This is a genomic window from Mesorhizobium sp. CNPSo 4688 (assembly GCF_057784295.1).
This window is the reverse complement of sequence record NZ_JBWLUY010000007.1, coordinates 116,628-139,688: the sequence shown is the minus strand read 5'-3', so window position 1 is coordinate 139,688 and position 23,061 is coordinate 116,628. Positions and strand designations below refer to the sequence as shown.

The 23,061-nt window shown below is 62.7% G+C and carries 18 protein-coding genes and 3 pseudogenes; 11 read left to right on the top strand and 10 right to left on the bottom strand.

The window, feature by feature from the left end; genetic code table 11:
• Window positions 1-8 precede the first annotated feature (8 nt).
• From AC04SH_RS14700 to AC04SH_RS14690, 3 genes are all read right to left on the bottom strand, one after another.
• Window positions 9-1,190, bottom strand: coding sequence for an MFS transporter (locus AC04SH_RS14700; RefSeq protein WP_488575567.1), 1,182 nt, complete (start codon window positions 1,188-1,190; stop codon window positions 9-11).
• A 129-nt stretch (window positions 1,191-1,319) separates the two neighbouring features.
• Window positions 1,320-1,529, bottom strand: a complete 210-nt coding sequence (locus tag AC04SH_RS14695; protein WP_477236931.1) for a DUF2061 domain-containing protein — start codon at window positions 1,527-1,529, stop codon at window positions 1,320-1,322.
• Between the two features lie 93 nt (window positions 1,530-1,622).
• Window positions 1,623-3,287, bottom strand: coding sequence for a Na/Pi cotransporter family protein (locus tag AC04SH_RS14690; RefSeq protein WP_488575566.1), 1,665 nt, complete (start codon window positions 3,285-3,287; stop codon window positions 1,623-1,625).
• 290 nt (window positions 3,288-3,577) lie between these two features.
• Here AC04SH_RS14690 and dnaG point away from each other — a divergent pair, with 290 nt between their 5' ends.
• From dnaG to AC04SH_RS14655, 7 genes and pseudogenes are all read left to right on the top strand, one after another.
• On the top strand, window positions 3,578-5,518 hold the full coding sequence (dnaG, locus tag AC04SH_RS14685) for a DNA primase (protein ID WP_488575565.1): 1,941 nt from the start codon (window positions 3,578-3,580) through the stop codon (window positions 5,516-5,518).
• A 419-nt stretch (window positions 5,519-5,937) separates the two neighbouring features.
• Window positions 5,938-7,965 carry an RNA polymerase sigma factor RpoD gene (gene rpoD, locus AC04SH_RS14680; protein WP_352589682.1) on the top strand — a complete coding sequence of 676 codons (2,028 nt, stop codon included), beginning with the start codon at window positions 5,938-5,940 and terminating at the stop codon, window positions 7,963-7,965.
• 314 nt (window positions 7,966-8,279) lie between these two features.
• Window positions 8,280-8,573: a GYD domain-containing protein gene (locus AC04SH_RS14675; RefSeq protein ID WP_112563285.1), complete on the top strand. Its 294-nt coding sequence runs from the start codon at window positions 8,280-8,282 to the stop codon at window positions 8,571-8,573.
• Between the two features lie 96 nt (window positions 8,574-8,669).
• Window positions 8,670-9,281: pseudogene (locus AC04SH_RS14670) on the top strand (sulfotransferase family 2 domain-containing protein); the annotation flags it as partial.
• 102 nt (window positions 9,282-9,383) lie between these two features.
• Complete coding sequence (locus AC04SH_RS14665; protein WP_488575731.1) at window positions 9,384-9,764, top strand: thiol-disulfide oxidoreductase DCC family protein; 381 nt, start codon at window positions 9,384-9,386, stop codon at window positions 9,762-9,764.
• A gap of 147 nt (window positions 9,765-9,911) precedes the next feature.
• A complete protein-coding gene (locus AC04SH_RS14660) occupies window positions 9,912-10,586 on the top strand; it encodes a PadR family transcriptional regulator (RefSeq protein WP_488575564.1) in 675 nt (224 codons plus the stop codon).
• Between the two features lie 161 nt (window positions 10,587-10,747).
• Window positions 10,748-11,044, top strand: coding sequence for an HlyU family transcriptional regulator (locus tag AC04SH_RS14655; protein WP_488575563.1), 297 nt, complete (start codon window positions 10,748-10,750; stop codon window positions 11,042-11,044).
• A 1-nt stretch (window position 11,045) separates the two neighbouring features.
• Here AC04SH_RS14655 and AC04SH_RS14650 read toward each other — a convergent pair.
• A pseudogene (locus AC04SH_RS14650) lies at window positions 11,046-13,624 on the bottom strand (polynucleotide kinase-phosphatase).
• Complete coding sequence (locus tag AC04SH_RS14645; RefSeq protein WP_488575730.1) at window positions 13,621-15,054, bottom strand: 3' terminal RNA ribose 2'-O-methyltransferase Hen1; 1,434 nt, start codon at window positions 15,052-15,054, stop codon at window positions 13,621-13,623. Before AC04SH_RS14645 ends, AC04SH_RS14650 begins: the two are co-directional and overlap by 4 nt.
• Before the next feature lie 30 nt (window positions 15,055-15,084).
• Between AC04SH_RS14645 and AC04SH_RS14640 the strand changes: the two are divergent.
• Window positions 15,085-15,210: pseudogene (locus AC04SH_RS14640) on the top strand (HlyU family transcriptional regulator); the annotation flags it as partial.
• A 20-nt stretch (window positions 15,211-15,230) separates the two neighbouring features.
• Here the strand turns inward: AC04SH_RS14640 and AC04SH_RS14635 are convergent.
• From AC04SH_RS14635 to AC04SH_RS14625, 3 genes are all read right to left on the bottom strand, one after another.
• On the bottom strand, window positions 15,231-16,262 hold the full coding sequence (locus AC04SH_RS14635; protein WP_488575562.1) for a hypothetical protein: 1,032 nt from the start codon (window positions 16,260-16,262) through the stop codon (window positions 15,231-15,233).
• The gene (locus AC04SH_RS14630; protein ID WP_488575561.1) at window positions 16,252-17,958 is read right to left on the bottom strand and encodes an Hsp70 family protein; all 1,707 of its coding nucleotides are present in this window, start codon (window positions 17,956-17,958) and stop codon (window positions 16,252-16,254) included. The genes AC04SH_RS14635 and AC04SH_RS14630 overlap by 11 nt, the downstream gene beginning before the upstream one ends.
• A 275-nt stretch (window positions 17,959-18,233) precedes the next feature.
• Window positions 18,234-18,869 carry an FMN-dependent NADH-azoreductase gene (locus tag AC04SH_RS14625; protein ID WP_488575560.1) on the bottom strand — a complete coding sequence of 212 codons (636 nt, stop codon included), beginning with the start codon at window positions 18,867-18,869 and terminating at the stop codon, window positions 18,234-18,236.
• A 109-nt stretch (window positions 18,870-18,978) separates the two neighbouring features.
• Here AC04SH_RS14625 and AC04SH_RS14620 point away from each other — a divergent pair, with 109 nt between their 5' ends.
• Window positions 18,979-19,935 carry a LysR family transcriptional regulator gene (locus AC04SH_RS14620; protein ID WP_488575559.1) on the top strand — a complete coding sequence of 319 codons (957 nt, stop codon included), beginning with the start codon at window positions 18,979-18,981 and terminating at the stop codon, window positions 19,933-19,935.
• Here AC04SH_RS14620 and AC04SH_RS14615 read toward each other — a convergent pair.
• The gene (locus AC04SH_RS14615) at window positions 19,868-20,494 is read right to left on the bottom strand and encodes a TetR/AcrR family transcriptional regulator (protein ID WP_488575558.1); all 627 of its coding nucleotides are present in this window, start codon (window positions 20,492-20,494) and stop codon (window positions 19,868-19,870) included. The two genes, AC04SH_RS14620 and AC04SH_RS14615, sit on opposite strands and share 68 nt — an antisense overlap.
• Before the next feature lie 66 nt (window positions 20,495-20,560).
• Between AC04SH_RS14615 and AC04SH_RS14610 the strand changes: the two genes are divergently transcribed.
• Window positions 20,561-20,983, top strand: a complete 423-nt coding sequence (locus AC04SH_RS14610; protein WP_477236952.1) for a VOC family protein — start codon at window positions 20,561-20,563, stop codon at window positions 20,981-20,983.
• 103 nt (window positions 20,984-21,086) lie between these two features.
• The gene (locus AC04SH_RS14605) at window positions 21,087-21,998 is read left to right on the top strand and encodes an arginase family protein (RefSeq protein WP_477236954.1); all 912 of its coding nucleotides are present in this window, start codon (window positions 21,087-21,089) and stop codon (window positions 21,996-21,998) included.
• A gap of 3 nt (window positions 21,999-22,001) precedes the next feature.
• Here the strand turns inward: AC04SH_RS14605 and AC04SH_RS14600 are convergent, their stop codons facing one another.
• Entirely contained in the window at window positions 22,002-22,952 is a 951-nt protein-coding gene (locus AC04SH_RS14600; RefSeq protein WP_112563267.1) for a S1C family serine protease, read from the bottom strand.
• Between the last annotated feature and the right edge of the window lie 109 nt (window positions 22,953-23,061).

Below are 23,061 nucleotides of genomic sequence, written 5' to 3'. Positions count from 1 at the left end.
TGGTGCCGCTACTCGGCCGCGGCTGGCAGCGGTGGGGCTGCCCGGCTGCGCCCTTCCCAGATGTAGGAGGCAAGCGCCACCGCGACCGCGACCAGCATCGCAGCAGCACCCACCACCGGCAGGCTGCGATAGCCGTAACCGGCGTTGAGCATGGCGGCACCCAGCGATGCGGCGAGCGCGATGCCGACGTTGAAGCCCGACGGTATGAGCGAGGAGGCGAGATTGGAGGCGTCCGCCGTCCAGGCCAGGATGCGGGTCTGGATCGGCGTGCCAATGGCGAAGTTCAGACCACCCCAAATGACGATGGCGATGATCATCGGCAGCGGGTAGGGGCTGACGGCATAGATCACGCCAAGCATCACCGCCTGCAGGGCAAGCATGGTGATCAGCGACGGCATCAGCTTCCAGTCGGAAAGCTTGCCGCCGAGGAAGACACCGACGGTGGCGCCGACGCCGTTGAGCAGCAGCACCCAAGGGATCAGGTTTTCGTCGAGATGGGTCACTTCAAGCAGCGTCGGGGTGATGTAGGTGAACAGGCCGAACTGCCCGATCATCAGCATCAGCATCAGGATGAGCGAGGTCCAGACCTGCTGGCGGGCCAGCACGCGCACCTCGTGGCCAAGGTTGGCTGGCGGGCTCGACGCGCCCGTTTTGCGCGGCAAAAGGGTGGCCATGGCGGCGAGCGCCACAAGGCCCAGGGCGCACATCACCCAGAAGGTGGCGCGCCAGCTCCAGAGATTGCCGATCGCGGTGCCGGCCGGCACGCCGATGACGTTGGAGACGGTGAGGCCGGAGAGAATGACGGCGACAGCCATGCCGCGCTTGTCCTCGGGCACGAGGCCGACGGCCACCACCATGGCGACGCCGAAATAGGCGCCATGTGCGCCGGCCACACCAATGCGCAGCAGCAGCATCGAGGCAAAGTTGGGCGCCAGCGCGCAGGCGGCCTGGCCGATGGTGAAGGCGACGGTCAGGCAAAGCAGCAGGGTTTTGCGGGAAATGCCTTTGGTGGCGAGCGCCAGCAACGGCCCGCCAACCGCGATGCCGCCGGCATAGCCGGAGACGAGATAGCCGGAGGTCGGGATCGAAACGCCGAGGCCATCGGCCACTTGCGGCAATACACCGGCGATGACGAATTCGGTGGTGCCGAAAGCGAAGGCGGCGATGAACAGGGCTATGAGCGGAAGCATGGCGCGGAAGCGATCCTGAGACGAGGTCGCCTCAAATCATGGATGGCGCTTGCCGGCAATGCAGAAATTGTCGACGCCGCTTTAGGTTTTCTTGATCCGGCGCATCCCAGCTGGCGGCACCCGCCAAGTCTAAGCGACGTTCTTCCTGCCGTAGGGGATTTTCAGCCACGCCCGCTCATGAAGGTAATACAGCAAGGATTTGGTGACGACCTCGGTGGCGCCGATGGCCGCAGCAAGCTTGATGCTGCCGGTGATGACGAGCGAGATGATCATCGTGTCGATGGTGCCGGTGGCGCGCCACGATAGCGCCTTGGCAAAGCTGCGCGAATGGGTATCCAAAGACTATCCTCCCGGTGGACTGACCCGATGCTTAGCCGAGGGAGGGCTGGGCGCGCAAAGACTAATTTCGCCGCAGCAGGCGCTTGTTCGGGCTCAGCTGGCCTTCAGCCGCGACCCACCGAGCAGGCCGCGCTCTTCCAGCACCGGGTAGGCCATCGATGCCAGCAGCGAGTTGATCTGTTTCAGGTCGCGGATGGTGTCGAGGTGGATGGAGCTGGTCTCGACGCTTTTGGCGGTGCCGTCGCGCAGGCGCACGAAATGGCTGGCGCTGGTTTCCTTCTCGCGGTCGCGCAGTCGGTCCTTTTCCAGCACCAGCTGGCGCGCGGCCTCGGGGTCGCGGGACACCAGCACATTGAAGGCGAGCCTGGCATTGGCCAGCACCGAGGCATGGAAGGCGCTGAGTTCGCGCCAGCCTTCGGGCGTGAACTCCAGCCCGCGCTCAAGCTTCTTCTTCACATGCACCAGCATGTTGCGCACGATGATGTCGCCGACCTGCTCGAGCTTGACGCAGGCACCGATCAATTCCTGGCAGCGGAGGGCCTCGTCCTCTGTGAGCGAGTTCCTGGTCAGTTTGGCCAGATAGAGCTTGATCGCCGCGTGCTTCCTGTCGACACGGTCGTCAAGTGCGGCCAGCGCCTTGATCTTGTCGGCGTCGGCGCTCTCGTAGAGTTCGATGATGCGCTTCAGCATGATCTCGACCGTTTCGCAGACCCGCACCACCTCGCGGGTGGCATTGGCCAGCGCCTGGCTCGGCGCGTCCAGCGCGCTGTCGTTGAGCGCGGAAAGCTCGATGACGTCGAGAGCTGCGGCCGGTTCGGACTTGGTGTCCATCGCCACGATCTTCTCCGAAACGCGATAGACCAGACTGGCCAGCGGCAGGCCGGCGAGCAGGATCAGCACATTGAACAGAATGTGGGCGTTGACGATCTGGTCCGGTACGGTGATGCCGAGGAAGGCGACCGGCGGCTTCAGCGTCATGAACAGGATCAGCATCACCAGCGAGCCCATGCCGCGCATCAAGAGATTGCCGATCGGCACGACGCGCACGCCAGGCTCGGCGTTGCGGGTGAGCAGCGGCGCGATGATCGACGAGCCGAGATTGACGCCGAGCACCAGCACGATGCCGAGTTCCGGCGGGATGAAACCGCGGCCGGCCAGCGTCACCAAAAGCAGCACCGCGGCGATCGAGGAGTGGAACAGCCAGGTGATGAGGGCTGCAAGCAGATAGGCGGTGACGAAGTCGCCTGAGAAGTAGTTGACGATGAGCGGCATCAGCGTGCTCTGGCGCAGCGGCTCGGACGCCTGGCCGATCATCTCCAGCGACAGAAGCAAAAGGCCGATGCCGACCAGAATGCGGCCGGACTGGCGCCAGTCGCGCCGCTCGGTGGCCATGAACATGACGGTGCCGGCGACAAGGCAGATCGGCACCAGCAGCGTGAGATCGAAGGTCAAGAGCTTGACCACCAGCGCCGAGCCGATCTCGGCGCCGCGCACCGCAAGCTGGCCCGATATGCCGGAGACGATGCCGGCGCCGGCGAAGGAGCCGACGAGAAGCGTGACGGCGGTGGAGCTTTGCAGTGCGATCGACAGGCCACAGCCGGCCAGAACCGCCATGATCGGATTGCGCATGGTGGCGCGCAGTTTGTGGCGCAGCACGTCGCCATAAGCGCGCTCGACGCCTGTTTTCACCATGCGGGTGGCGAACAGCATCAGCGCCACTGCGCCGGCCAGATGCAGGAGAACGACCGAACCGCTCATGTCGACGCCCGCATTCGACGAGCAGCGGCGACGCGAACAGCAGTGAACGTGGAGGTGCGAATCATGATCATGGCTGCAGTTGACAATAGCTCGATTAGTTTAGCCGGGTAATAAAATATTGTCGATTTCAAGGGCGCGTTGGCGCGCGACAGAGCGTGTCGGAAATGAGGGAATTGGAGGCGGCCCGATACGGCCGCCTTTCTTTTTGTCTGTGGAAACCGGGTATGGCCGGTATTCGGGGTCGTCGGATTTCGCCGGCGTGATTATATGGTGGGGAAACGAGTTCCCCGATGCGCTTTCCGCCCGCCTTTCTCGACGAGATACGCGACCGTGTGCCGATTTCATCGGTTATCGGCCAGCGCGTCGCGTGGGACAGGAAGAAGACCAACGCGTCGCGCGGCGATTACTGGGCATGCTGCCCCTTCCATGGCGAGAAGAGCCCGTCCTTTCACTGCGAGGACAAGAAGGGCCGCTACCACTGTTTCGGCTGTTCGGTGTCAGGCGATCATTTCAAATTCCTGACCGAGCTCGACGGATTGAGCTTTCCCGAAGCGGTCGAGAAGATCGCCGAGATGGCCGGCGTGCCGATGCCGGTGCGCGACGAACGGGAGGAACAGCGCGAGAAGGAACGCGCCAGCCTGACCGACGTCATGGAGATGGCGACTGCCTTCTTCCAGGAGCGGCTGCAGGGACCGGAAGGCGCCAAGGCGCGCGCCTATCTCAGGGACCGCGGACTCACACCGGCGACGCAGCAATCGTTCCGGCTGGGCTATGCGCCGGACAGCCGCAACGCGCTGAAGGAGCATCTCGCCGCCAAGGGCGTGCCCAAGGCCGACATCGAGGCCTGCGGGCTGGTGCGCCACGGCGACGACATTCCGGTCTCCTACGACTGGTTCCGCGACCGCGTCATGTTTCCGATCCCGGATTCGCGCGGCAAGATCATCGCCTTCGGCGGCCGCGCGCTGGCGCCCGATGCGCTGGCCAAATACATGAACTCGCCCGATACCGAGCTCTTTCACAAAGGCAATGTGCTCTACAATTTCGCCCGCGCCCGCAAAGCGCTGGCCAAGGGCGGCACGGTGATTGCCGTCGAAGGCTATATGGACGTCATCGCGCTGGCGCAGGCCGGTTTCGAAAATGCCGTGGCGCCGCTCGGCACCGCGCTCACCGAAAACCAGCTCGAACTTCTGTGGCGCATGGCGCCGGAGCCGATGCTTTGCTTCGACGGCGACCAGGCTGGGTTGAAGGCGGCGTGGCGCGCCGCAGATCTTGTGCTGCCGTCGGTCCAGTCTGGGCGCACGGTGCACTTTGCCCTGTTGCCCGAGGGCAAGGACCCCGACGATCTGGTCAAGGCTGAAGGGCCGGACGCCTTTCGCGCCGTGCTCGCCGAAGCGCGGCCGCTGGCCGACCTTTTGTGGATGCGCGAGACTGCAGGCGGCGTCTTCGACACGCCCGAGCGGCGAGATGGGTTGGAAAAGACTCTGCGCGACCTGACCAGCCGCATCCGCGACGAGGGGCAGCGCTACCACTACCAGCAGTGGATGCGCGAGCGCATGCTGAACTTCTTCAGCGCCCAGCGCACTGTTCGGCAGGGCCGTCAGGATTGGAAACCGGGGCAGGGCAAAACGGCCGCACCCGGCGGGCAGTTCGCGAAAGGCGGCGGCGTCGGCGCGCGCGCCGCGATCACTGAAAGCCTCGGCCGCTCCGCCATGGTCAAGCGCGGCGGCGAGATGATGTCGGTGCGCGAGGCGACGATCATCGTGGCGCTGGTCAACCATCCCGCGCTGATCGACGAGAATTTCGCCCATGTCGAGTTCCTCGATCTCGCCAACACCGATCTGCAGCGGCTGCACGCCGCCATCCTCGATGCCATGGCGCATGACATGGCCAATGACCGCGACGCGGTGATCGCCACGATCGAGCGCGCCGGCTGCCGCGATATCTGGGAGCGGGCGGTGACGCTGATCAAACGCGCCCGGCAATGGCCGGCGCTGGAAACCGCCGCCCTTGACGATGCCCGTGACGCCTTCAACCAGGCACTGCACTTGCAGCGCAGCGCGCGCACCTTACATAAGGAGCTCAAGCAGGCGGAAGCAGCGCTCGCCAGCGATCCCACAGACGAAAACTACCGGCATCTCGTCGAGATTCAGGCGCAATTTCGTGATGTGCAGGCAACGGAAGCGCTGATCGAAGGGTTCGGCGTGTCCTCGGGCAAGGCTGGACGCGTGTAGGTTGAAACCTGCGCAAGAGTGAAGTTGAAACGTGCTGCGCGTCGAATCGACGCCTCTAAGTCGGGTAATTGATTCGCTTTTTTGATGCGAATCATGCGAGAGGCGCTTGACCTTCTGGCAGAATGACGGAATCAGGACGATTCGAAACCTTAACCCGTGCCGGCGTCGATGGGAAATGCAGCGATGTGAGGTGCTGATCACTGGACAGGCTGTTAGCCTGCCACAGATATCAGGGTTAATCTGGACTTAATGCATGTCGCCCAAAAGTGAAAACCGGTTTTGGGGCACGATATGAACCAAACAAAAGAGTTGATGCGGTTACCGGCCCGGTGAAGCGCGTTTCGTCACGAGCGCATAATTTGACCGGTGCGGCAGCTTACGCGGCTTCGATGTTCGGCCGCTAGGAGAAGATAAAGACTATGGCGACAAAGGAAAAGGAAGAGGTCGAGACCGAACGTGAAGGCGCCACCGATGGCCCGCTGCTCGACCTTTCCGATGATGCTGTCAAAAAGATGATCAAGGCCGCCAAGAAGCGCGGCTATGTGACCCTTGACGAACTGAATGCGGTGCTGCCGTCGGAAGAGACCGATCCGGATCGCATCGAAGACATCAATGCGATGCTGTCCGACATGGGCATCAACGTGGTCGAGGACGACGACCAGGGCGAGGAGCCCGAGGCCGCCGACAGCAATGCCGATGCCGAGGAAGACGCCAACGAACTGGCCGAGCAGACCGGCACCGCTGTCGCCGCCACGACCACCAAGAAAGAGCCGACCGACCGCACCGATGATCCGGTGCGCATGTATCTGCGCGAAATGGGCTCGGTCGAGCTTCTGTCGCGCGAGGGCGAAATCGCGATCGCCAAGCGCATCGAGGCCGGCCGCGAGACGATGATCGCGGGCCTCTGCGAAAGCCCGCTGACCTTCCAGGCCATCATCATCTGGCGTGACGAGCTCAACGAATCCAAGATCCTGCTGCGCGAGATCATCGACCTCGAAGCCACCTATGCCGGCCCCGAAGCCAAACAGGCGCCGGTGGTGGAGCGCATCGAGGAGGCCCCGAAGCCCGAGGAAAAGCCACGCCGCGGCAGCCGTGAAGACGAAGACGACATCACCAATGTCGGCACCGACACGCGCGGCCTGGTCGATGACGACGAGGAAGATGAGGACGAGGCCAGCCTGTCGCTGGCGGCGATGGAAGCGGAACTGCGTCCGCAGGTGATGGAGACGCTCGACGTCATCGCCGACACCTACAAGAAGCTGCGCAAGCTGCAGGACCAGCAGGTCGAGAACCGGCTGGCCGCGGCCGGCACGCTGTCGCCCAGCCAGGACCGCCGGCTGAAGGAGCTGAAGGACCAACTGATCAAGGCGGTGAAGTCGCTGTCGCTCAACACCGCGCGCATCGAGGCGCTGGTCGAGCAGCTCTACGACATCAACAAGCGCCTGGTGCAGAACGAAGGCAAGCTCTTGCGCCTCGCCGAAAGCTATGGCGTGCGCCGCGAGGAGTTCCTCAAGGAATATCAGGGTTCCGAGCTCGATCCGAACTGGACGCGCTCGATCGGCAATCTGACCTCGCGCGGCTGGAAGGAATTCACCAAGAACGAGAAGGACGCGATCAAGGAGCTGCGTTCGGAGATCCAGAACCTCGCCACCGAAACGGCGATCTCGATCCTGGAATTCCGCAAGATCGTCAACCAGGTGCAGAAAGGCGAGCGCGAAGCCGCGATCGCCAAGAAGGAAATGGTCGAGGCCAATCTGCGCCTCGTCATCTCCATCGCCAAGAAGTACACCAATCGCGGCCTGCAGTTCCTCGACCTGATCCAGGAAGGCAATATCGGCCTGATGAAGGCGGTCGACAAATTCGAATACCGCCGCGGTTACAAGTTCTCGACCTACGCGACATGGTGGATCCGGCAGGCGATCACGCGTTCGATCGCCGACCAGGCGCGCACCATCCGCATTCCGGTGCACATGATCGAAACGATCAACAAGATCGTGCGGACCTCGCGCCAGATGCTGCACGAGATCGGCCGCGAGCCGACGCCTGAGGAACTGGCCGAAAAGCTCGCAATGCCGCTCGAAAAAGTCCGCAAGGTGCTGAAGATCGCCAAGGAGCCGATCTCGCTCGAAACCCCGGTGGGCGACGAGGAGGATTCGCATCTGGGCGATTTCATCGAGGACAAGATGGCGATCCTGCCGATCGATGCGGCGATCCAGGCCAATCTGCGCGAGACCACCACGCGCGTGCTCGCCTCGCTGACGCCGCGCGAAGAGCGCGTGCTGCGCATGCGCTTCGGCATCGGCATGAACACCGACCACACGCTGGAAGAAGTCGGCCAGCAGTTCTCGGTCACCCGCGAGCGTATCCGCCAGATCGAAGCCAAGGCACTGCGCAAGCTCAAGCACCCGAGCAGGTCGCGCAAGCTGCGCAGCTTCCTCGACAGCTGACACTCGCCGATTGCAAAGAAATTAAGGGCGCCCATCGAGGCGCCCTTTTCGTTTCAAGTGGTTCATCGAATTGCTCTACAACGGCACGTTCGGCCGCGTCCCCTTAACGATGATGCCGCCTCGGTCGCCAACTTCTATTGAGCCATAACGCTGTCACCTTCACGCATCAATGAGGCTGGCGCGGCAGTCCTTGCACGAAACTCGCTGCGGGCCGATACTTCGGAGGTCGGATGCATGTTCTGGGCGACAAACCGGATGCCCCGCCCCGGCTGAGGTCCTCAGCCGTGCTCCCTGGCGCCGGAGGGAGGTGTGCCGTGACAACCTACATCCTGCTGATGAACTGGACCGAACAGGGCGCCAGGAACGTGCGCGAGTCGCCGAAGCGGCTTGATGCCGCCAAGAAGCAGCTGGCTGACATGGGCGGATCGTTCAAGGCGTTTTACCTCACCATGGGCGAATGCGACATGGTGGCCGTGGTCGAGGCGCCCGACGATGCAGTGTTGGCGCGTTTTGCGCTGATGCTGGGGGCGGGTGGCAGCGTCAGGACGCGAACGCTCAAGGCTTTCCCCGAATTTGCCTATCGCGAGATCGTCACCTCGCTTGGATAAGGCGACGGAAGCTTGAAGTAACGAGGTCAGAGGCATTTCCGGGTGATCAATGCGGGTGCCGCTTGACGGCGCCTGAGCTGCCGATATTGAGGAGAAATGCTCCTCTCGCTCGAGAAGAACTTCATTTTCATCCACATCCCGAAGACGGCCGGGACCTCGATCACCCGTGCGCTGCGGCCATGGTGCCTGCAGCCGAAGCCGACGCCATGGCGGCGTCTGCTGTCGCGGCTGCCGGTGCCGGAGGCGCCGGAGAAGGCCAATTTCAAGCAGCATGACAGAGCTGCCTGGCTGCGGCGCAAATTGCCGGCCCAGCTCTATGACGGCGCCTACAAATTCGCCGTGGTGCGCAACCCTTTCGCGCTGGTCGTTTCCAATTACCAGCATCTGCGCCGGAAAACCTCGCGGCGCCGGCATCGCCAGGCGCAGCGCTGGGACTTCAAGGCGTTCCTACGCTATCTTGAACGCAAGAACCGGCTGGCGCGCGTGGACCAGACAAGCTGGATTTCGGACAGGAATGGAAAGCTCATCGTCGACGAAGTCCTGCGCTTCGAAGCACTGGCCGAGCAGTTCAATGTCCTGGCCGAGCGGCTCGGTCTTCCCGGCGAGCTTCCCCAATCGAATATCGGCGAACCGGTCGACTATCGCGCCGTCTATGATGACGAGGCGAAAGCCATCGTGCGGCGGCTCTATATCAGGGATTTCGAGCGCTTCGGCTACGAGTTCGGATCAAGCGCGGCGCTTCGCCATGTTGCGGGTCGACGGCATTGTGGGGATAGTCGGTTCCGTCCCTCGGATCGCGGTCTGAAAGCCATGCCCAAGCCTGCGCTTACCGTCTGGTACAACACACGCTGCCCCGTCTGTGACGGCGGCATCACCAGGCAGAAACGGCGGCTGATCGAGGCGATCAAGGCCGGGCGGATCGAATTCCGCGACATCAACCTCGAACCGGCGGCGCTCGCCGGCCACGGCGCCTCGCTGGAGGACATCCGTCGCCGGCTGCATGCCACCGATGCTGAGGGCAGGCTGCTGGTCGGCGCCGATGTCGCGGTTGCCGTCTGGAGGGTGACGCCGGGCGAGGGCTGGCTGGCGACGCTCTTCGGCAATCCGGTCGCGCTGCCGCTGACGCGCTTTGCCTATGATCGTTTCGCCGACCTGCTTTATGCCTGGAACCGGCGCAAGGGCCGCTGGTAGCCGGAAAAGATCCCCAGACATCTCCGAACCTACGCCGGTGACACGGCGCTGGTGCTGCCTTTAGATACATCGTAAGATATATCTTGACTCATCCACCCTGCGTGCCTAATTAAGATATATCGTAAGATAGAACTCAAGGAGCAATCCATGCACAGACATCATCCCTTTGGCGAGCGCGCCGAGCGCGCATTCCTGCATATGGCCGGCAAGTTCGGTGGGCGCGGCGGCGGCTTTGGCCCATTCGGGCATGGCGGTCGTGGCGGCGGACGCGGCGGCCCGGGCGACATGTTTCGCGCGGGACGCATGCTGGCCGACGGCGATCTCAAGCTGATCACGCTGTCGCTGCTGGCCGAGGCGCCGCGCCACGGCTACGACATCATCAAGGCGTTGGAAGAGCGCACCAGCGGCATCTACAGCCCAAGCCCGGGCGTCGTTTATCCGACGCTGACTTTCCTCGAAGAGGCCGGCTATGCCGCCTCTGCGGCCGACGGCAACAAGAAGGTGTTTTCGATCACCGAGGCGGGCCAGGCGCATCTCACCGAAAATCGCGAAATGATCGACGGCGTGCTCGATCATCTCGAGCGCTTCGGCCGCAAGATGGCCAAGGCACGCGAGTGGTTCGGCTGGAACGACGACAGCGAGGAAGGCGGACGGCGTGGCCGCGGCGGCCGTTCGGAAGCCCGCGACGAGTTCCGCGCCGTGCGCCACCGGCTGCGCGCAGCACTCGGCGAGATCGTCGACGCGCCGGCCGAAAAGCAGGCCGAAGCGATCGCCATACTGGAAGGCGCCGCCGAAGCTCTTGAGGCGCTGTCGCGCGGCTGAGCTGGTTTGTGTGCATGTCGCTATCCCAAAACCGCTGGGCACTTTTGGGCGACATGCATTAGCGGCCGAGGCGCGGCCCTTGCCGACTTAGCCAAGGACCGCTAGTGAAAATCATCTCGCATCACACCATGTGATGCGGGATGATTGCTGTGGAGGTGCTCATGTCTTTTCTGAAACGTCTTTTCGGCGGCGGAGGCGGCAGTGACACTGGCGAGCCAAAGAGCGCGGCTGCGGCAAAACAGATCGAGCACAAGGGTTTTCTGATCAGCGCCACGCCTTACAAGGCTGACGGCCAGTATCAGACCTGCGGCGTGGTTTCGAAGGAAGTCGGCGGCGTGATGAAGGAGCACCGCTTCATCCGCGCCGACCGTTTCGCCGGGCTCGACGACGCTGTCGACATCTCGATCAAGAAGGGCATCCAGCTCGTCGACGAGCAGGGCGAGAAGATCTTCGGCTAGATTACAGCCTTGGGTCGATTGGCTCGCTCTCCAGCGCCAGGACGCCGAAAACACACTCGTGGATACGTCGTAGCGGCTGCCTGGCGACAAATCGCTTCAGCGCCTCGTGACCAAGCGCGAACTCTCTGAGCGCCAGATTGCGCTTGCCACCCAAGCCTCGTTCTCGCAGCCGGACGAGATTGTCCGGTGCATCATACTCCGGGCCATAGATGATGCGCAGATACTCCTGGCCGCGCACTTTCAGCGCCGGCTGGATGATCCCCTTCTTGTTCCGGCTGACGAAGTCACGGGGCTTCACCACCATGCCTTCGCCGCCCGAGCCGATCAGCGTCTCCCACCATGCGATAGCCTCTGCAGAAGCGGTGGCGTCGGCCAGATCGACCACCCGCCATTGTGTTCGCGTCACCACGCCATCGCCCGCGGCCAGACGGTCTGCAAGCGTCATGTGCCAGACGTGGTCCTGGTCGAACCAGACACGCCCCTCACTGGCGAGCAGGTGAAACGGCGCGACCTTCAGGTCGTCGATGCCTGAGACCGGCCACACGTAAGGCGCCCAGGCGGTGGCATATCTGGCGGCACGCGCAGCCCGGTCTTCAAGGCGAGCGTCCAGCGCGGCCGCATCGACACCGCGCGCCACCGCACGGGCCAGCGCCTCGCGGCCGGCTTGGAAGCCGGCGGCGGCGGATGTCGCCACCGGGGCGTACTGGCTTTCAATCAGGCTGCCGGCCTTGGCCGACCAGGGCATGATTTCAGCGTCCAGCAGCAGCCAGTCGCTGTCCAGTTCCTTCCAAAGATCCGCGGCGTCGACGCTGGCGCGGAGGCGGGCGAACAGGCCCTCCGTCATGCCGTTGTCGCTGAAGAAGGAGCGTCCGGTCCGGGTCCAGATGCGCCGGACTCGCCCCCCATCACTCCGAACCGGTCGAGCGCCGTCTGCGCGTTTCGGCACAGTGCGATCACCGCGCGCGAACCCATGTGCTTTTCCTCGCAGACGATCTGGGCGACACCGCGCTCGCGGAAGTAAGCGAAGGCTTCCTCAGGACGTTCCAGCCAGCCGCTTTCGTTGCTGGTCTCCGACGGCGACATCGTTGGCGGCAGGTACACGAGCCACTGCGGCGACAACGCGAAACGGCTCATCACTTCGAGTGCCGCCGCCGCGTTCTCTTCTGCCACGACGACCCGGCCCCTCAGTTCGGTCTCGATCCAGCGGCGCCCGGAGACATCCTGATAGTCGAGCACGCCGTCGGCGTCGGCCTGTGCCGATTTGCCGAGACCGATGGATCCACCGAGCGGACGCACGGGCTCGGACCAGGTCTGGAACGCCGGCACCTCGACCAGTTCGCGTTCCGGCCAGCGCAAGGCCGTCAGCTTGCCGCCGAACACGCAGCCGGTGTCGATGCAAAGAGTGTTGTTGACCCACTCGGCCGAGAGCACCGGTGTGTGTCCATAGATCACCGCCGTCTTGCCGCGATAGGCTGCTGCCCAATCAGCGCGGACGGGAAGGCCGAATTCGTCGATTTCGCCCGTGGTTTCACCGAAGAGAGCGAATTCGCGCACAGCGCCGGAGCCGCGTCCGATCATCTCTTCCTTGAGGCCGGCATGGGCGACGGCGAGGTGTCCGCCGTCCAGCCAGACGTGGCTGCGCAGGCTGTCGAGGAAGGCCGGCAGGGCTTCTCGCAGACCGCGATCCTGCGTCTCCAGTTGATCGATGCTCTGCTGCAGCCCGTGGGCGACCGTGACCTTGCGGCCTTCCAGCCAGCGGCTGAGTTTGCGTTCGTGATTGCCCTGGACGCAGTAGGCGGTTCCTGCCGCGACCATGCTCATGGCGATGCGCAAGGCGTCGGCCACGTTGGGGCCGCGATCGACGAGGTCGCCGACAAAGACGGTCTTGCGGCCCTCCGGCGGTGTCACCGTGACGGTTCGTTCGCCGAGGTCCTCAGACCAGGCGATGCTATAGCCGAGTTGAGCAAGCAGGGCCTGAAGTTCATCGGCGCAGCCATGGACGTCGCCTATGATGTCGAACGGACCGTGGTCATCGCGCTTGTCGGTCCACAAGGGCTGGCGCGAGACCTTGGCCGCGTCGATACTGGCCTCGCTGGTAAGCTTCCAGACTTGGCGGAAACCTTCACGTTGCAGGCCGCCGAGGCCCTTGCGGATTTCGCTCGTCATGCGCTGGGCCACGCCGGCGCCGAAGGGACGGTCGGCTCGTAACGCGTTGCGAGCGACGCAGACATCGACGCCTGGATCGATCACAACGGCGACCGGCAAAGCGTGCCACTTGCGCGCCAGTTCGACCCAGGCCTTTCGGTCCGCTGCTCGTACATTGGTGGCGTCGATGACGGCCAGCTTGCGGTGCTTCAGCCGTTTGCCGGCAATCTCACGCGCCAGATCGAAGGCGTCGGCCGAGACATTCTGGTCAGTCTCACTGTCGCTGACGAGCGCGCGGCAGCGATCCGAGGAGATGATTTCGGTCGGCAGAAAGTGCCTGGCGGCGAAAGTCGACTTGCCCGATCCGGTCGAGCCGATCAGCACGACGAGGGCGAAGTCGGGGATTGTGAGGTCGGTCTTGTCGGGCTCTCTCATCGGGTGAACACCGCCATCTGCGTCGGCGCGCCGAGCACGGCGTCCACGGCTCCGATGCCGCAGAAGGTGGCGCCATAGCCATAGGTCTCACCGATCCTGGCTGCCCAGGCGTCAAATCGAGCCCGGCCCCATTCGAAACGGTGATCCGGATGGCGAAAAGCGCCAGTCGCCAGATTGGGGAACAAGGCGTTGTAGTCAGCGTTCGGCGTGGTCACGATCACGAATTTGGGCGCCGTCTCGCCGAAGACGACACGTTCGATCAAGGGCAGCCTGTCTTCATCGAGATGCTCGATGACTTCGACCAGCACGGCGACATCAGCTTCAGCCCAGCGGCTGTCGCGATAGGTCAGCGATCCGTGCAGCAGCGTGACCCGACCTTCGGGTGGTCCGCCGAACTCGTTCAGCTTGAGACGTTTGGCGGCCCATTCCAGTTCGCGTGCGGCGGGGTCGAGGCCGAACAGCTTGTGGACCCATTTTTCGCGCACGAGCCGATAGAGCAGCTTGCCTTCGCCGCATCCCAGATCTGCAACACTGGTCCCGCCGGTCGCGCGAATGGCTTGGACCACAGCGTCCATGCGCAGATCGTTGAGCCGGATGGGCGCCTCCAGCGCTTCCTCGGGTGCGACCCTTGCTTCGGTCGGCTGGGCCTCGTTGGCTGTCTCGGGTGCCAGCCGCTCCAGAGCGATGCGAGCCAGGGCGCCGCGATTGCGCAGATAGCGGCGTATGATCAGGTCTTTGGCGGGATGGCTCTCCAACCAGCCTTCACCCTTGGACAGCAGCTTGTCGATCTCCGCCTCGCCAACCCAGTAGTGCTTGGCGTCGTCCATCACCGGGATCAGGACATAGAGGTGATTGAGCAGGCTGCTTAGCCGGCCGGTGCCTGTCAGCCTCAGATGACCGTATCGGGGGCATCCCGCGCCAGATCCGATCGTTTCGATCGGCGTCAGGTCGACGGCCCATCCCAAGGGTTTGAACAGGTCTTGAACCAGAGCCTCACCGCCACGCAACGGCAGCGGGGTCACCACGGCCTCCAGCGGCAGGTCGCTGTCGGCCAGTTGCTGGCGCTCCTTCGATATGCCGGTCATCGCGGTGCGCAGCGCCTTTTTCAATGCCACGGAAAGGAAGGACGATGCCGCGTAGGGCCGGTCGTTCACATATTGATCCAGCAAGCCCTCGGCCTGCCCCTTGCCTCGCACGAGGCCTATCGGGTCGACGTCAAGCAGCAGTGCGGCCTCGCACCGTTCCTCGGTCGCCTGCGGATAGAATAGCCAGGCCTTGCCGAAGGACAGTTCAGTCTCATGCAGCCGATCCGGATGCTTGTGCAGCAAGAAGCCGAGATCGGTGGCCGGACGGTGCGTTGTGGCGACGGATAAGAAGATCAGCGACCGATAACGCAGACAGGCCAAATAACCAATGGCGTCGCGCGGCACCGGTGAACAAGAAAAAACGCAGGCGCCGGCGGCGTGGTGAAAGAGCACCGCTTCATCCGCGTCGACCGGTTCGCCGGACTGGACGACGTCGTCGACATCTCGATCAAAAAAGGCATCCAGTTGGTCGACGAGCAGGGCGAGAAGATTTTTGGATAGGGCTTGCGGTGGCCAACGGCCTATGGCTCCGGCATCCCACTCATCTTCTTGAAACATTCGTCAAACGACAGATTACCACAGAGGCCGGGAGGAATGCCTGCGGGCACCTGTGTGGCATTGGGCCGTGGGAATGTTTTCGCGGGCTCATTTGAGCCCGAAAGCGCGGCGGCAAGTTTAACAAGCACAAAAAAGATCACAAACCATCCCCACCCGATAGTAGGTGATCGACGCGCCGGACCGGCGGTTTGGATCGGTGGTGCGATCGTTTCGGGCTCAGGGTCCTGTCGCGGCGTGGCCGCCATACGATATTGGGGTGCCGTCTCAGGATCGATTAGCGCGTGTAACCAGTCAAGCTGTTGACGTTCCCAATAGTTTGATCCGCGATTGCGTGTCCAGCCAAAGCGTTCGTCAAACAAGTCAAGCAAACGTTGACTCATCCAGGGCTCGGCCAACGGACTATGCCGCTCGCCGAAGCCTGATTGCTCGCAAACGTAGGTCCGCATGCGGGTTTCAAACTCTTGAATGTCATCAATCGTCTGCAGGAGCTCGCCATCCAGAATTGCCAGCCAGTTGTCTATTCTCTGCCATTTCCATGGTTCGGTGATGAGCGACTCGACAGCTTTCATGGCGCGCAAGGCAGGCGCTTCGATGACAATTGAAGCCGTGCGGGCAGGAGCCGCTTCTTTCGGTGCATCTGGTTCGATGTTTTCGATAAGGAGCGTCTCGATATCATCTTCCATGGCCCGCAGAGCGTGTGCTTCGAGGATAGCGGGAGCCGCGCTCTCGTCGGATAGTGGCACGTTCTTCAACGCGGGCGAGTCGGTGTCTTCGGCAATTTGTGTCTCGTCAGGGAGCGTAATTTTCTTGAAATATTCCCGCCCGTTGACTTGATCGCGCGCCTGCTCGAATGCCTGACGCAACGCAATGAAGCTGTCGCGATCCTCATTGATGTTGATCAGTTTGAGCTTTGTAGCGTAGGCGCGCTTGATCTCGCGTTCGGTGACGTCTTCCCGGTCGGATATTCCGAGCATGGAAAACGCATCAATAAACATCGTATTTCTCTAACGCTTCGAGTTCCTCCGTGATTTGGGATCGCGCGGCGGCGATTTCCTTGGGATATTGCCGGGCAAGGATCGCCTCGAATTCCCCAAGCCACGCCGACAACACCTTGCGTTGCGGCCCCAAGGCATTTTCAAAAGCTTTCGTGATGCGCGCGACGAGCGCTGCGTTAACCGCTTCTTCGCGTGGATGGACCTTGATCCGATCAAGTTCCGCCAGGCGTTGCAGAATGTCTTTTTGCGAAAGAGCGCCCGGATTGCCTTCTATTACAAGTCGATGAGCCTTGCCATTGGTGACGACCGTTGCGATGACTTCGAGTACTCCGGACGTATCGTAGGTAAAGCGAACATCGACCGCTTCATTTGCGTTGCGGTTGACGGGAATAGGAACGCTCAATGTGCCTATCTTCACATTGTCGCGTACCAGCGGCGCCTCGCCCTGAAAGACATTGAGTTCCACTTCCTGCTGGCCAGGAACTACACTATTGAAACGCTCAACCCGGCTCGCTGGAATAACCGTGTTGCGCTCGATGATTGGAGCAAAATATCCGGGCAGGGTTTGGCCATTCGGTCCGACTCGATGGTTTGTCTCGATACCCAAGGTGAAGGGCGCAACATCGGTCATGACGATGTCGTCGAGTGCCTGATGCCGGGAAGCAAGCCCGGCCTGTACCGCCGCGCCCAGGGCCACGACATGATCGGGGTCGAGATCATGTTCCGGAAAACGTTTGAAAAGCTTGGTTATTGCAGATTTGATGATTGGCATTCTCGTTGCGCCGCCAACGAGTATGATCCGATCGATCTGGTCATTGCCTAGGTTTGCGTCGCGCATCGCGCGCTGTAAAGGGGCCTTCATCCGGTTGACTAACTGCGTCGTTGCCTCCTCAAAACGATCTGCAGAGATAGAAAGATGCTTCTGTTCGCCGCCCAGAACATATCGGATATCGGCGTCGTTGCTCGTTGAAAGCTTGTGCTTTGCTTCGTCGGCCAGCGCACGCAGCCGTGACAGATCTCCCTTTCCCAAATCATCGCGGCCAAGATCCTTACCCAGCAACGCCACAAGGATATCCGTGAAGTCTTCTCCGCCAAGAAATGCGTCCCCGGCCGACGCCCGCACCTCCATGACGCCAGAAAACATCTCCAGAATTGAAACGTCGAATGTGCCGCCGCCAAGATCCACGACAAGAAAGGTGCTTTCATCGTCCTTGCGATGCAGGCCATAAGCCAAGGCCGCCGCGGTCGGTTCATTGATCAGCCGGCTTACCTTAAGGCCCGCGAGTTGTGCGGCAGCGATCGTTGCCTTGCGTTGCACATCGTTAAAGTAGGCGGGCACGGAAATAACCGCATCGTCAATAGGGTGCTGGAGATGCGCCTCGGCGTCCGCTTTCAAGGAGCGCAGAATGAACGCGGACAACTCTTCCGGTCGAAATGTCTTGCGGCCGAGACGAACCATGTGGTCCGTGCCCATATAACGCTTGAATCGTGCCGTGCTTATATCGGGATTGGACACGAGCCTGTCCTTGGCTGCCTGCCCGACCAGCAAGTCACCACTGTCGCTAAGCCCCACGGCAGAAGGCGTCAGAAAAGCGCCCATAGCATTGGGGATCAATGTGGGACCGTCTTCGGTAAAATGAGCTACCAACGAATTGGTCGTGCCAAGGTCAATGCCGAGAATTGGGAACTCAGACAAACAAGTCTCCATGAGCGGTTTTGAGGTAGCTTGTCGTTATGGCGCATGTGACTTGCGCATACTGTACTTGGCATAAAACTCAAAAATGGAACTTATATGAATAATCAAACACGTGTGAAGAGGATTCAGCCGACAACGCGCACACGGTTACGTGGCGATCTCGCGGCGCGTTTCACTGCACGCGGCGCTCCGTTCCGGTCGACGTTCGTGGAACAACAAAAAAGGCAGGCGCCGGAGCACCTGCCTTTTTCATTCGGGTCGGGAATGACCTGCGGTTACGCCGCTGCGGCAACCTGCTGGGTTGCGGCCACTACGGCGTCGACCTTGGCAGTTGCCTTGGCAAGCGCCGCAGTAACAGCATCGGCGCCCATGCCGACGCCTTCGATGCGGATGACTTCGACATCGGTCATGCCGAGGAAGCCGAGCACCGAGCGCAGATAGGGGACAGCGTGATCAAGCTGCACGGCCGCGCCTTCGGAATAGATGCCGCCGGAGGCAAGTACGATGTAGACCTTCTTGCCGGTGACGAGGCCCTTCGGGCCGCCCTCACCATAGGAGAAGCTCCTGCCGGACCGGGCGATGTGGTCGACCCACGACTTCAGCGTCGAAGAGATGTTGAAGTTGATGAAGCCGGTGGCCAGGATCACGGTGTCGGCGGCGAACAACTCGTCAAGCGCGACATCGGAAACGCCGACGACTTCGGCCTGGCGCGGGGTGCGGGCTTCGGCCGGCGTGTAGATGCCGGTCGAATAGTCGGCGTCGATGTGCGGCAGCGGGTTGGCAACGAGATCACGCACGACAAGCTCGGCCGACGGGTCGGCGGCGACAAGCTTCTGCGCGAATTCGGTGGCGATGCGGGTCGAGTGCGAAGCAGAGCCACGGGGGCTCGAGGTTACAAGAAGGATGGACATAGCGGTTCTCTCCAGTGGGAATTGAATTGTCCCGCTTGATATGGGCCTACCAACCCATTCAAAAAACTGGTATATATTCTATATAATCCATCTATAAAGTAGATATGCCATGCAACCCAATCCGACGCTCGACCAATTGCAGATCCTGGTAGCGGTGGCCGACACCGGCAGCTTCTCTGCTGCCGGGCGCAAGCTCAACCGGGCGCAGTCCGTCATCAGCTACGGCATCGCCAATCTCGAGGCGCAGCTGGGCTTAAAACTGTTCGAGCGCGAGGGCACGCGCGAGCCGCAGCTGACCGAAATCGGCCGGGCGATGCTGGAGGATGCGCGGCGCATGGTCGGCGTGCTGCAGCGCATCCGTTCGCGTGCCGACGGCTACCATCAGGGATTGGAGGCGGAAGTCGCGCTTTCGGTCGATGCGGCACTGCCGTCGCCGGTGCTGGTGCGGGTGCTGAAGGCATTCGAGGCGCAGTTTCCAACCGTGATGCTGCGCCTGCATATCGGTTCGCTCGGCCTGATCCCCGATCATGTCGTCAGCGGACACTCCGATCTTGGCATTGGCGGCCTGCTGGGCGAGGTCGACGTGCGTCTCGTGCGTATCGGCTTCATGTCGATCGTGCTGGCTGCCGCTCCCAGCCATCCGCTGGCGCTGCTGCCGAAACCGGTGGCGATCGAAGATGCGCGCGAACACACTCAACTCGTTGTCACCGACCAGTCCGAACGCACTAAGGGACGCGACTTTGGTGTCTTTGCCTATCGTACATGGCGGCTGACGGATGTGCGCATTAAACATACGTTGATGCGCGAAGGGCTGGGCTGGGGCGGGCTGCCGCGCTGGCTTATCGCCGACGATTTGGCGAGCGGCAGACTGGTGGAACTCGATCTTAAACCCTTCAGCGAGGTACGCTCGTCGCTCTATGCCATGCACCGCGCCGACCGCAGCCCGAAACCGGCTGCGGCCTGGTTGATCGACCAGTTCAAACGCCAACTCGGCTGCTTCAACGAGTTCGAGCCGGGGGAGGTCCCTGAGGAAGGGCCGGAGACAGCCCATCAATCAGCGCCATGAGAACGGTGCGGTAGTCCTCGGCTGAGGCGCCGGCCTCGATGGCCAGTGCCGCCCGATCGAAGGCCGCGGCGAACAAGGCGGTCAGCGCGTCGACCGGCAGCCTGATCAACGACTGCTCGCGCATCGCCGCGACCAGACCCTCACGCAATGAACGGTTGCCGTGGCGGTTGTCGATCGCATCCATGGCGGCGCGGCCGAGAACGGCCGGCCCGTCGAGCAGCAACAGCCGGGTGCGGCCGGGGAGGCGCATGGCGGCCAGATAGGCGTCCGATCCGGCAATCAGTGCGTCGCGGGCAAACAGCGATGGCGGCGAGGCACGATCGATCTCAGCGGCGACAGCTTCTGCCTCCTGCTCGACCACCGCGGCAAACAGCGCCTGCTTGTCGGCGAAATGGTGGTAGAGCGCGCCGCGGGTGACGCCGGCGGCCGCTACGATCTCCGGCGTGCCGGTCTCGGCATAGGATTTTTCAATGAACAGTTTGCGCGCCGCGGCGATCAGGTCGGCGCGCGTCGCCTCGGTGCGGTCGCGATTGGAGCGGCGCGCGGTTTCTCGTTGCATACATGCAGCCTGTATGTTATTTCAATTTACATGCAGACTGTATGTTAACTGACGGGAGAAAGAAAGATGAAGACGACGAGCTATTATCCGGTATTGATGACAGGCGATGTGGCCGGCACGAAAGCCTTCTATATCAACCACTTCCGCTTCAAGCCGCTGTTTGCGAGCGACTGGTATGTGCATCTGCAGTCGGCCGAGGATCGGCGCGTCAATCTCGGCATCGTCCACGGCGACCACGAAACGATCCCGGAAGAGGGGCGCGGCCGCACGTCGGGCCTGTTGATCAATTTCGAAGTCAGGGACCCGGACGCTGTCTATGAGCGGATCGTTGCGGCTGGATTGCCGATCCTGCGCTCGCTGCGCGACGAACCCTTCGGCCAGCGCCATTTCATCACCAGGGATCCCAATGGCGTGCTGATCGACGTCATCAAGCCAATCCCGCTCAGCCCGGAGTTTCAGGCGCAATTCGTGGAGGGCGCCGCAGCCTGAACCTGTGCCCGATGGCAGCAAATGTCGGCAGCGGCTCCAGGCCATGTGGCCGGGGTCCTGCCATGCGGTCTATGCTGGATGATGCTGAAGCTGGTCCTGTTGCATGCGTGACATCTGCCTTGTTCGTGCGCCATCCAATCTCGGCCTTCGGCCCCTGCGGCCGGGCCATGTGCCCGGCACCTGGCGGGCGCCGCAGGCGCTGAGCGAAGCCGGTCTGATCGAGGTGCTGGTGCCGGCGCGGGTGGTCGATCTCGAAAGGCCCGCTTACAGCATCGAACAGCAACCGGGCACCAGCCTACGCAATGGTCCGGCGATCCGCCGCTTCAATCTCGACCTTGCCGAGATCGTCGCAAGTGCGCTCGGGCAGAGCGAATTCCCGCTGGTCATCGGCGGCGATTGTTCGATCCTGCTTGGCGCGCTGGCGGCGGCGCGACGGTTCGGCGCGGTTGCGCTGGTGCATGTCGATGGCCACAGCGATTTCCGCCATCCCGGCAATTACGACGTCGATGCCATGCCCGGTTCCGCAGCCGGTATGGATCTGGCGCTCGCCACCGGGCGCGGCGAGCCTTTGTTGAAGGAGTGGCCCGGCATTGCCGGTCCGCTTGTCGCCGACGAGACGGTGGTGCAGATCGGTGAACGCGAGGGCCGCGATGCCGATTTCGCCTGGCCCGACATCAATGCGACAGCGATCACGCGCATCGACGTCTTTGCGGTGCGGGAATGGGGCGCTGCAAAAGTGGTGGAGACGACGAGAGCGACGCTGGCGCGGGCCGATTGTCCCTACTGGCTGCATCTCGATGTCGACGTGCTCGACCAGACGGTGATGCCGGCGGTGGATTCGCCCGGCAGTCCCGGCGTAGATCCCGACGATCTCGTCGCCATCCTGTCGGCGCTGGCAGCGGATCAGCGCTGCATCGGCATGGACATGACGATTTTCGATCCCGACCTCGACCCGACCGGCGATCTGGCGCGGTTGCTGGTGTCGCTGCTCGGCCGGGTGCTCAAGCAGCGATAGGGTTCAGCTCGCCCTTGCCACCGGCGTCACCGTGACCTGGCTGACGCCGGTGCGGCGCACCACGGTGCACAGCGTCTCGCGGCCGATGCGTTCGGCGTCGAGCATGCGCACGAGGTCGTCGACGCCGGTGACTGGGCGGCCGTCTATTGCGGCGATGATGTCGCCTTCCTTCAGGCCGGCCTTTGCCGCCGGGCCGTTCTTCTCGACGCTGCGCAGCCGTACCGCGGTGTTGGTCGACACCTGTGACAGAAGCGCTGCGCGGCGCGGCAAATTGGTGGTGTCGGCGGAGATGCCGATAAAGGCGCGCCGCACCCGGCCGAAGCGGATGATCTCCGAAATGACGAAGTTCGCGGTGTTGGAGGCAACCGCGAAGGCGATGCCTTGCGCGCCATGGATCATGGCGGTGTTGACGCCGATAACCTCGCCGGCCGACGAGACCAGCGGCCCGCCGGAATTGCCGGGATTGAGCGCCGCATCGGTCTGGATGACGTCGTCGATCAGCCGCCCGGTCGAGGCGCGCATCGAACGGCCAAGCGCGGAGACGACGCCGGAGGTGACGGTCCATTCGAAGCCGAGCGGATTGCCGATGGCAATCGCAATCTGGCCGCGCCGCAGCCGCTTGGAATCGCCAAGCGGCGCGACATCGGCAAAGCTGCCGTCGGCGCGCACCAGCGCGATGTCGGTGTCGGGGTCGCGGCCAAGCACGCGGCCTTCGCTGGAGGCGCCGTCCGGCATCGAGACGCGCACCGTCCTGGCGTCGCCGACGACATGGAAATTGGTGACGACCAAGCCGTCCTGCGCGATGACGAAGCCGGAGCCGTGGCCGCCCTGGCCGCCAATGCGCTCGATGCGGCAGACGGCGGGGCCGATGCGGTCGACTGCGTCTGCCACTGTCGTCGAATAGGCGTCGAGCAGTGTGTCGTCCGGTTGGAATTTGGCGGCGGCGACGGCCATTGGCGGGCTCCGTGTTTTCAGGCTTGTTCGTGACTATATGTGCGGAGCGGCTGGAACCGCCGCGACCTGACCAGATGGCCAGTGAAACCATGAACTAGCCGTCAGGCGA

Coding starts and splice junctions, on each gene's coding strand:
- AC04SH_RS14700 (WP_488575567.1), bottom strand. CDS start 1,190: ATGCTTCCGCTCATAGCCCTGTTCATCGCCGCCTTCGCTTTCGGCACC.
- AC04SH_RS14690 (WP_488575566.1), bottom strand. CDS start 3,287: ATGAGCGGTTCGGTCGTTCTCCTGCATCTGGCCGGCGCAGTGGCGCTG.
- dnaG (WP_488575565.1), top strand. CDS start 3,578: ATGCGCTTTCCGCCCGCCTTTCTCGACGAGATACGCGACCGTGTGCCG.
- rpoD (WP_352589682.1), top strand. CDS start 5,938: ATGGCGACAAAGGAAAAGGAAGAGGTCGAGACCGAACGTGAAGGCGCC.
- AC04SH_RS14665 (WP_488575731.1), top strand. CDS start 9,384: ATGCCCAAGCCTGCGCTTACCGTCTGGTACAACACACGCTGCCCCGTC.
- AC04SH_RS14660 (WP_488575564.1), top strand. CDS start 9,912: ATGCACAGACATCATCCCTTTGGCGAGCGCGCCGAGCGCGCATTCCTG.
- AC04SH_RS14655 (WP_488575563.1), top strand. CDS start 10,748: ATGTCTTTTCTGAAACGTCTTTTCGGCGGCGGAGGCGGCAGTGACACT.
- AC04SH_RS14635 (WP_488575562.1), bottom strand. CDS start 16,262: ATGTTTATTGATGCGTTTTCCATGCTCGGAATATCCGACCGGGAAGAC.
- AC04SH_RS14625 (WP_488575560.1), bottom strand. CDS start 18,869: ATGTCCATCCTTCTTGTAACCTCGAGCCCCCGTGGCTCTGCTTCGCAC.
- AC04SH_RS14620 (WP_488575559.1), top strand. CDS start 18,979: ATGCAACCCAATCCGACGCTCGACCAATTGCAGATCCTGGTAGCGGTG.
- AC04SH_RS14615 (WP_488575558.1), bottom strand. CDS start 20,494: ATGCAACGAGAAACCGCGCGCCGCTCCAATCGCGACCGCACCGAGGCG.
- AC04SH_RS14610 (WP_477236952.1), top strand. CDS start 20,561: ATGAAGACGACGAGCTATTATCCGGTATTGATGACAGGCGATGTGGCC.
- AC04SH_RS14605 (WP_477236954.1), top strand. CDS start 21,087: ATGCGTGACATCTGCCTTGTTCGTGCGCCATCCAATCTCGGCCTTCGG.
- AC04SH_RS14600 (WP_112563267.1), bottom strand. CDS start 22,952: ATGGCCGTCGCCGCCGCCAAATTCCAACCGGACGACACACTGCTCGAC.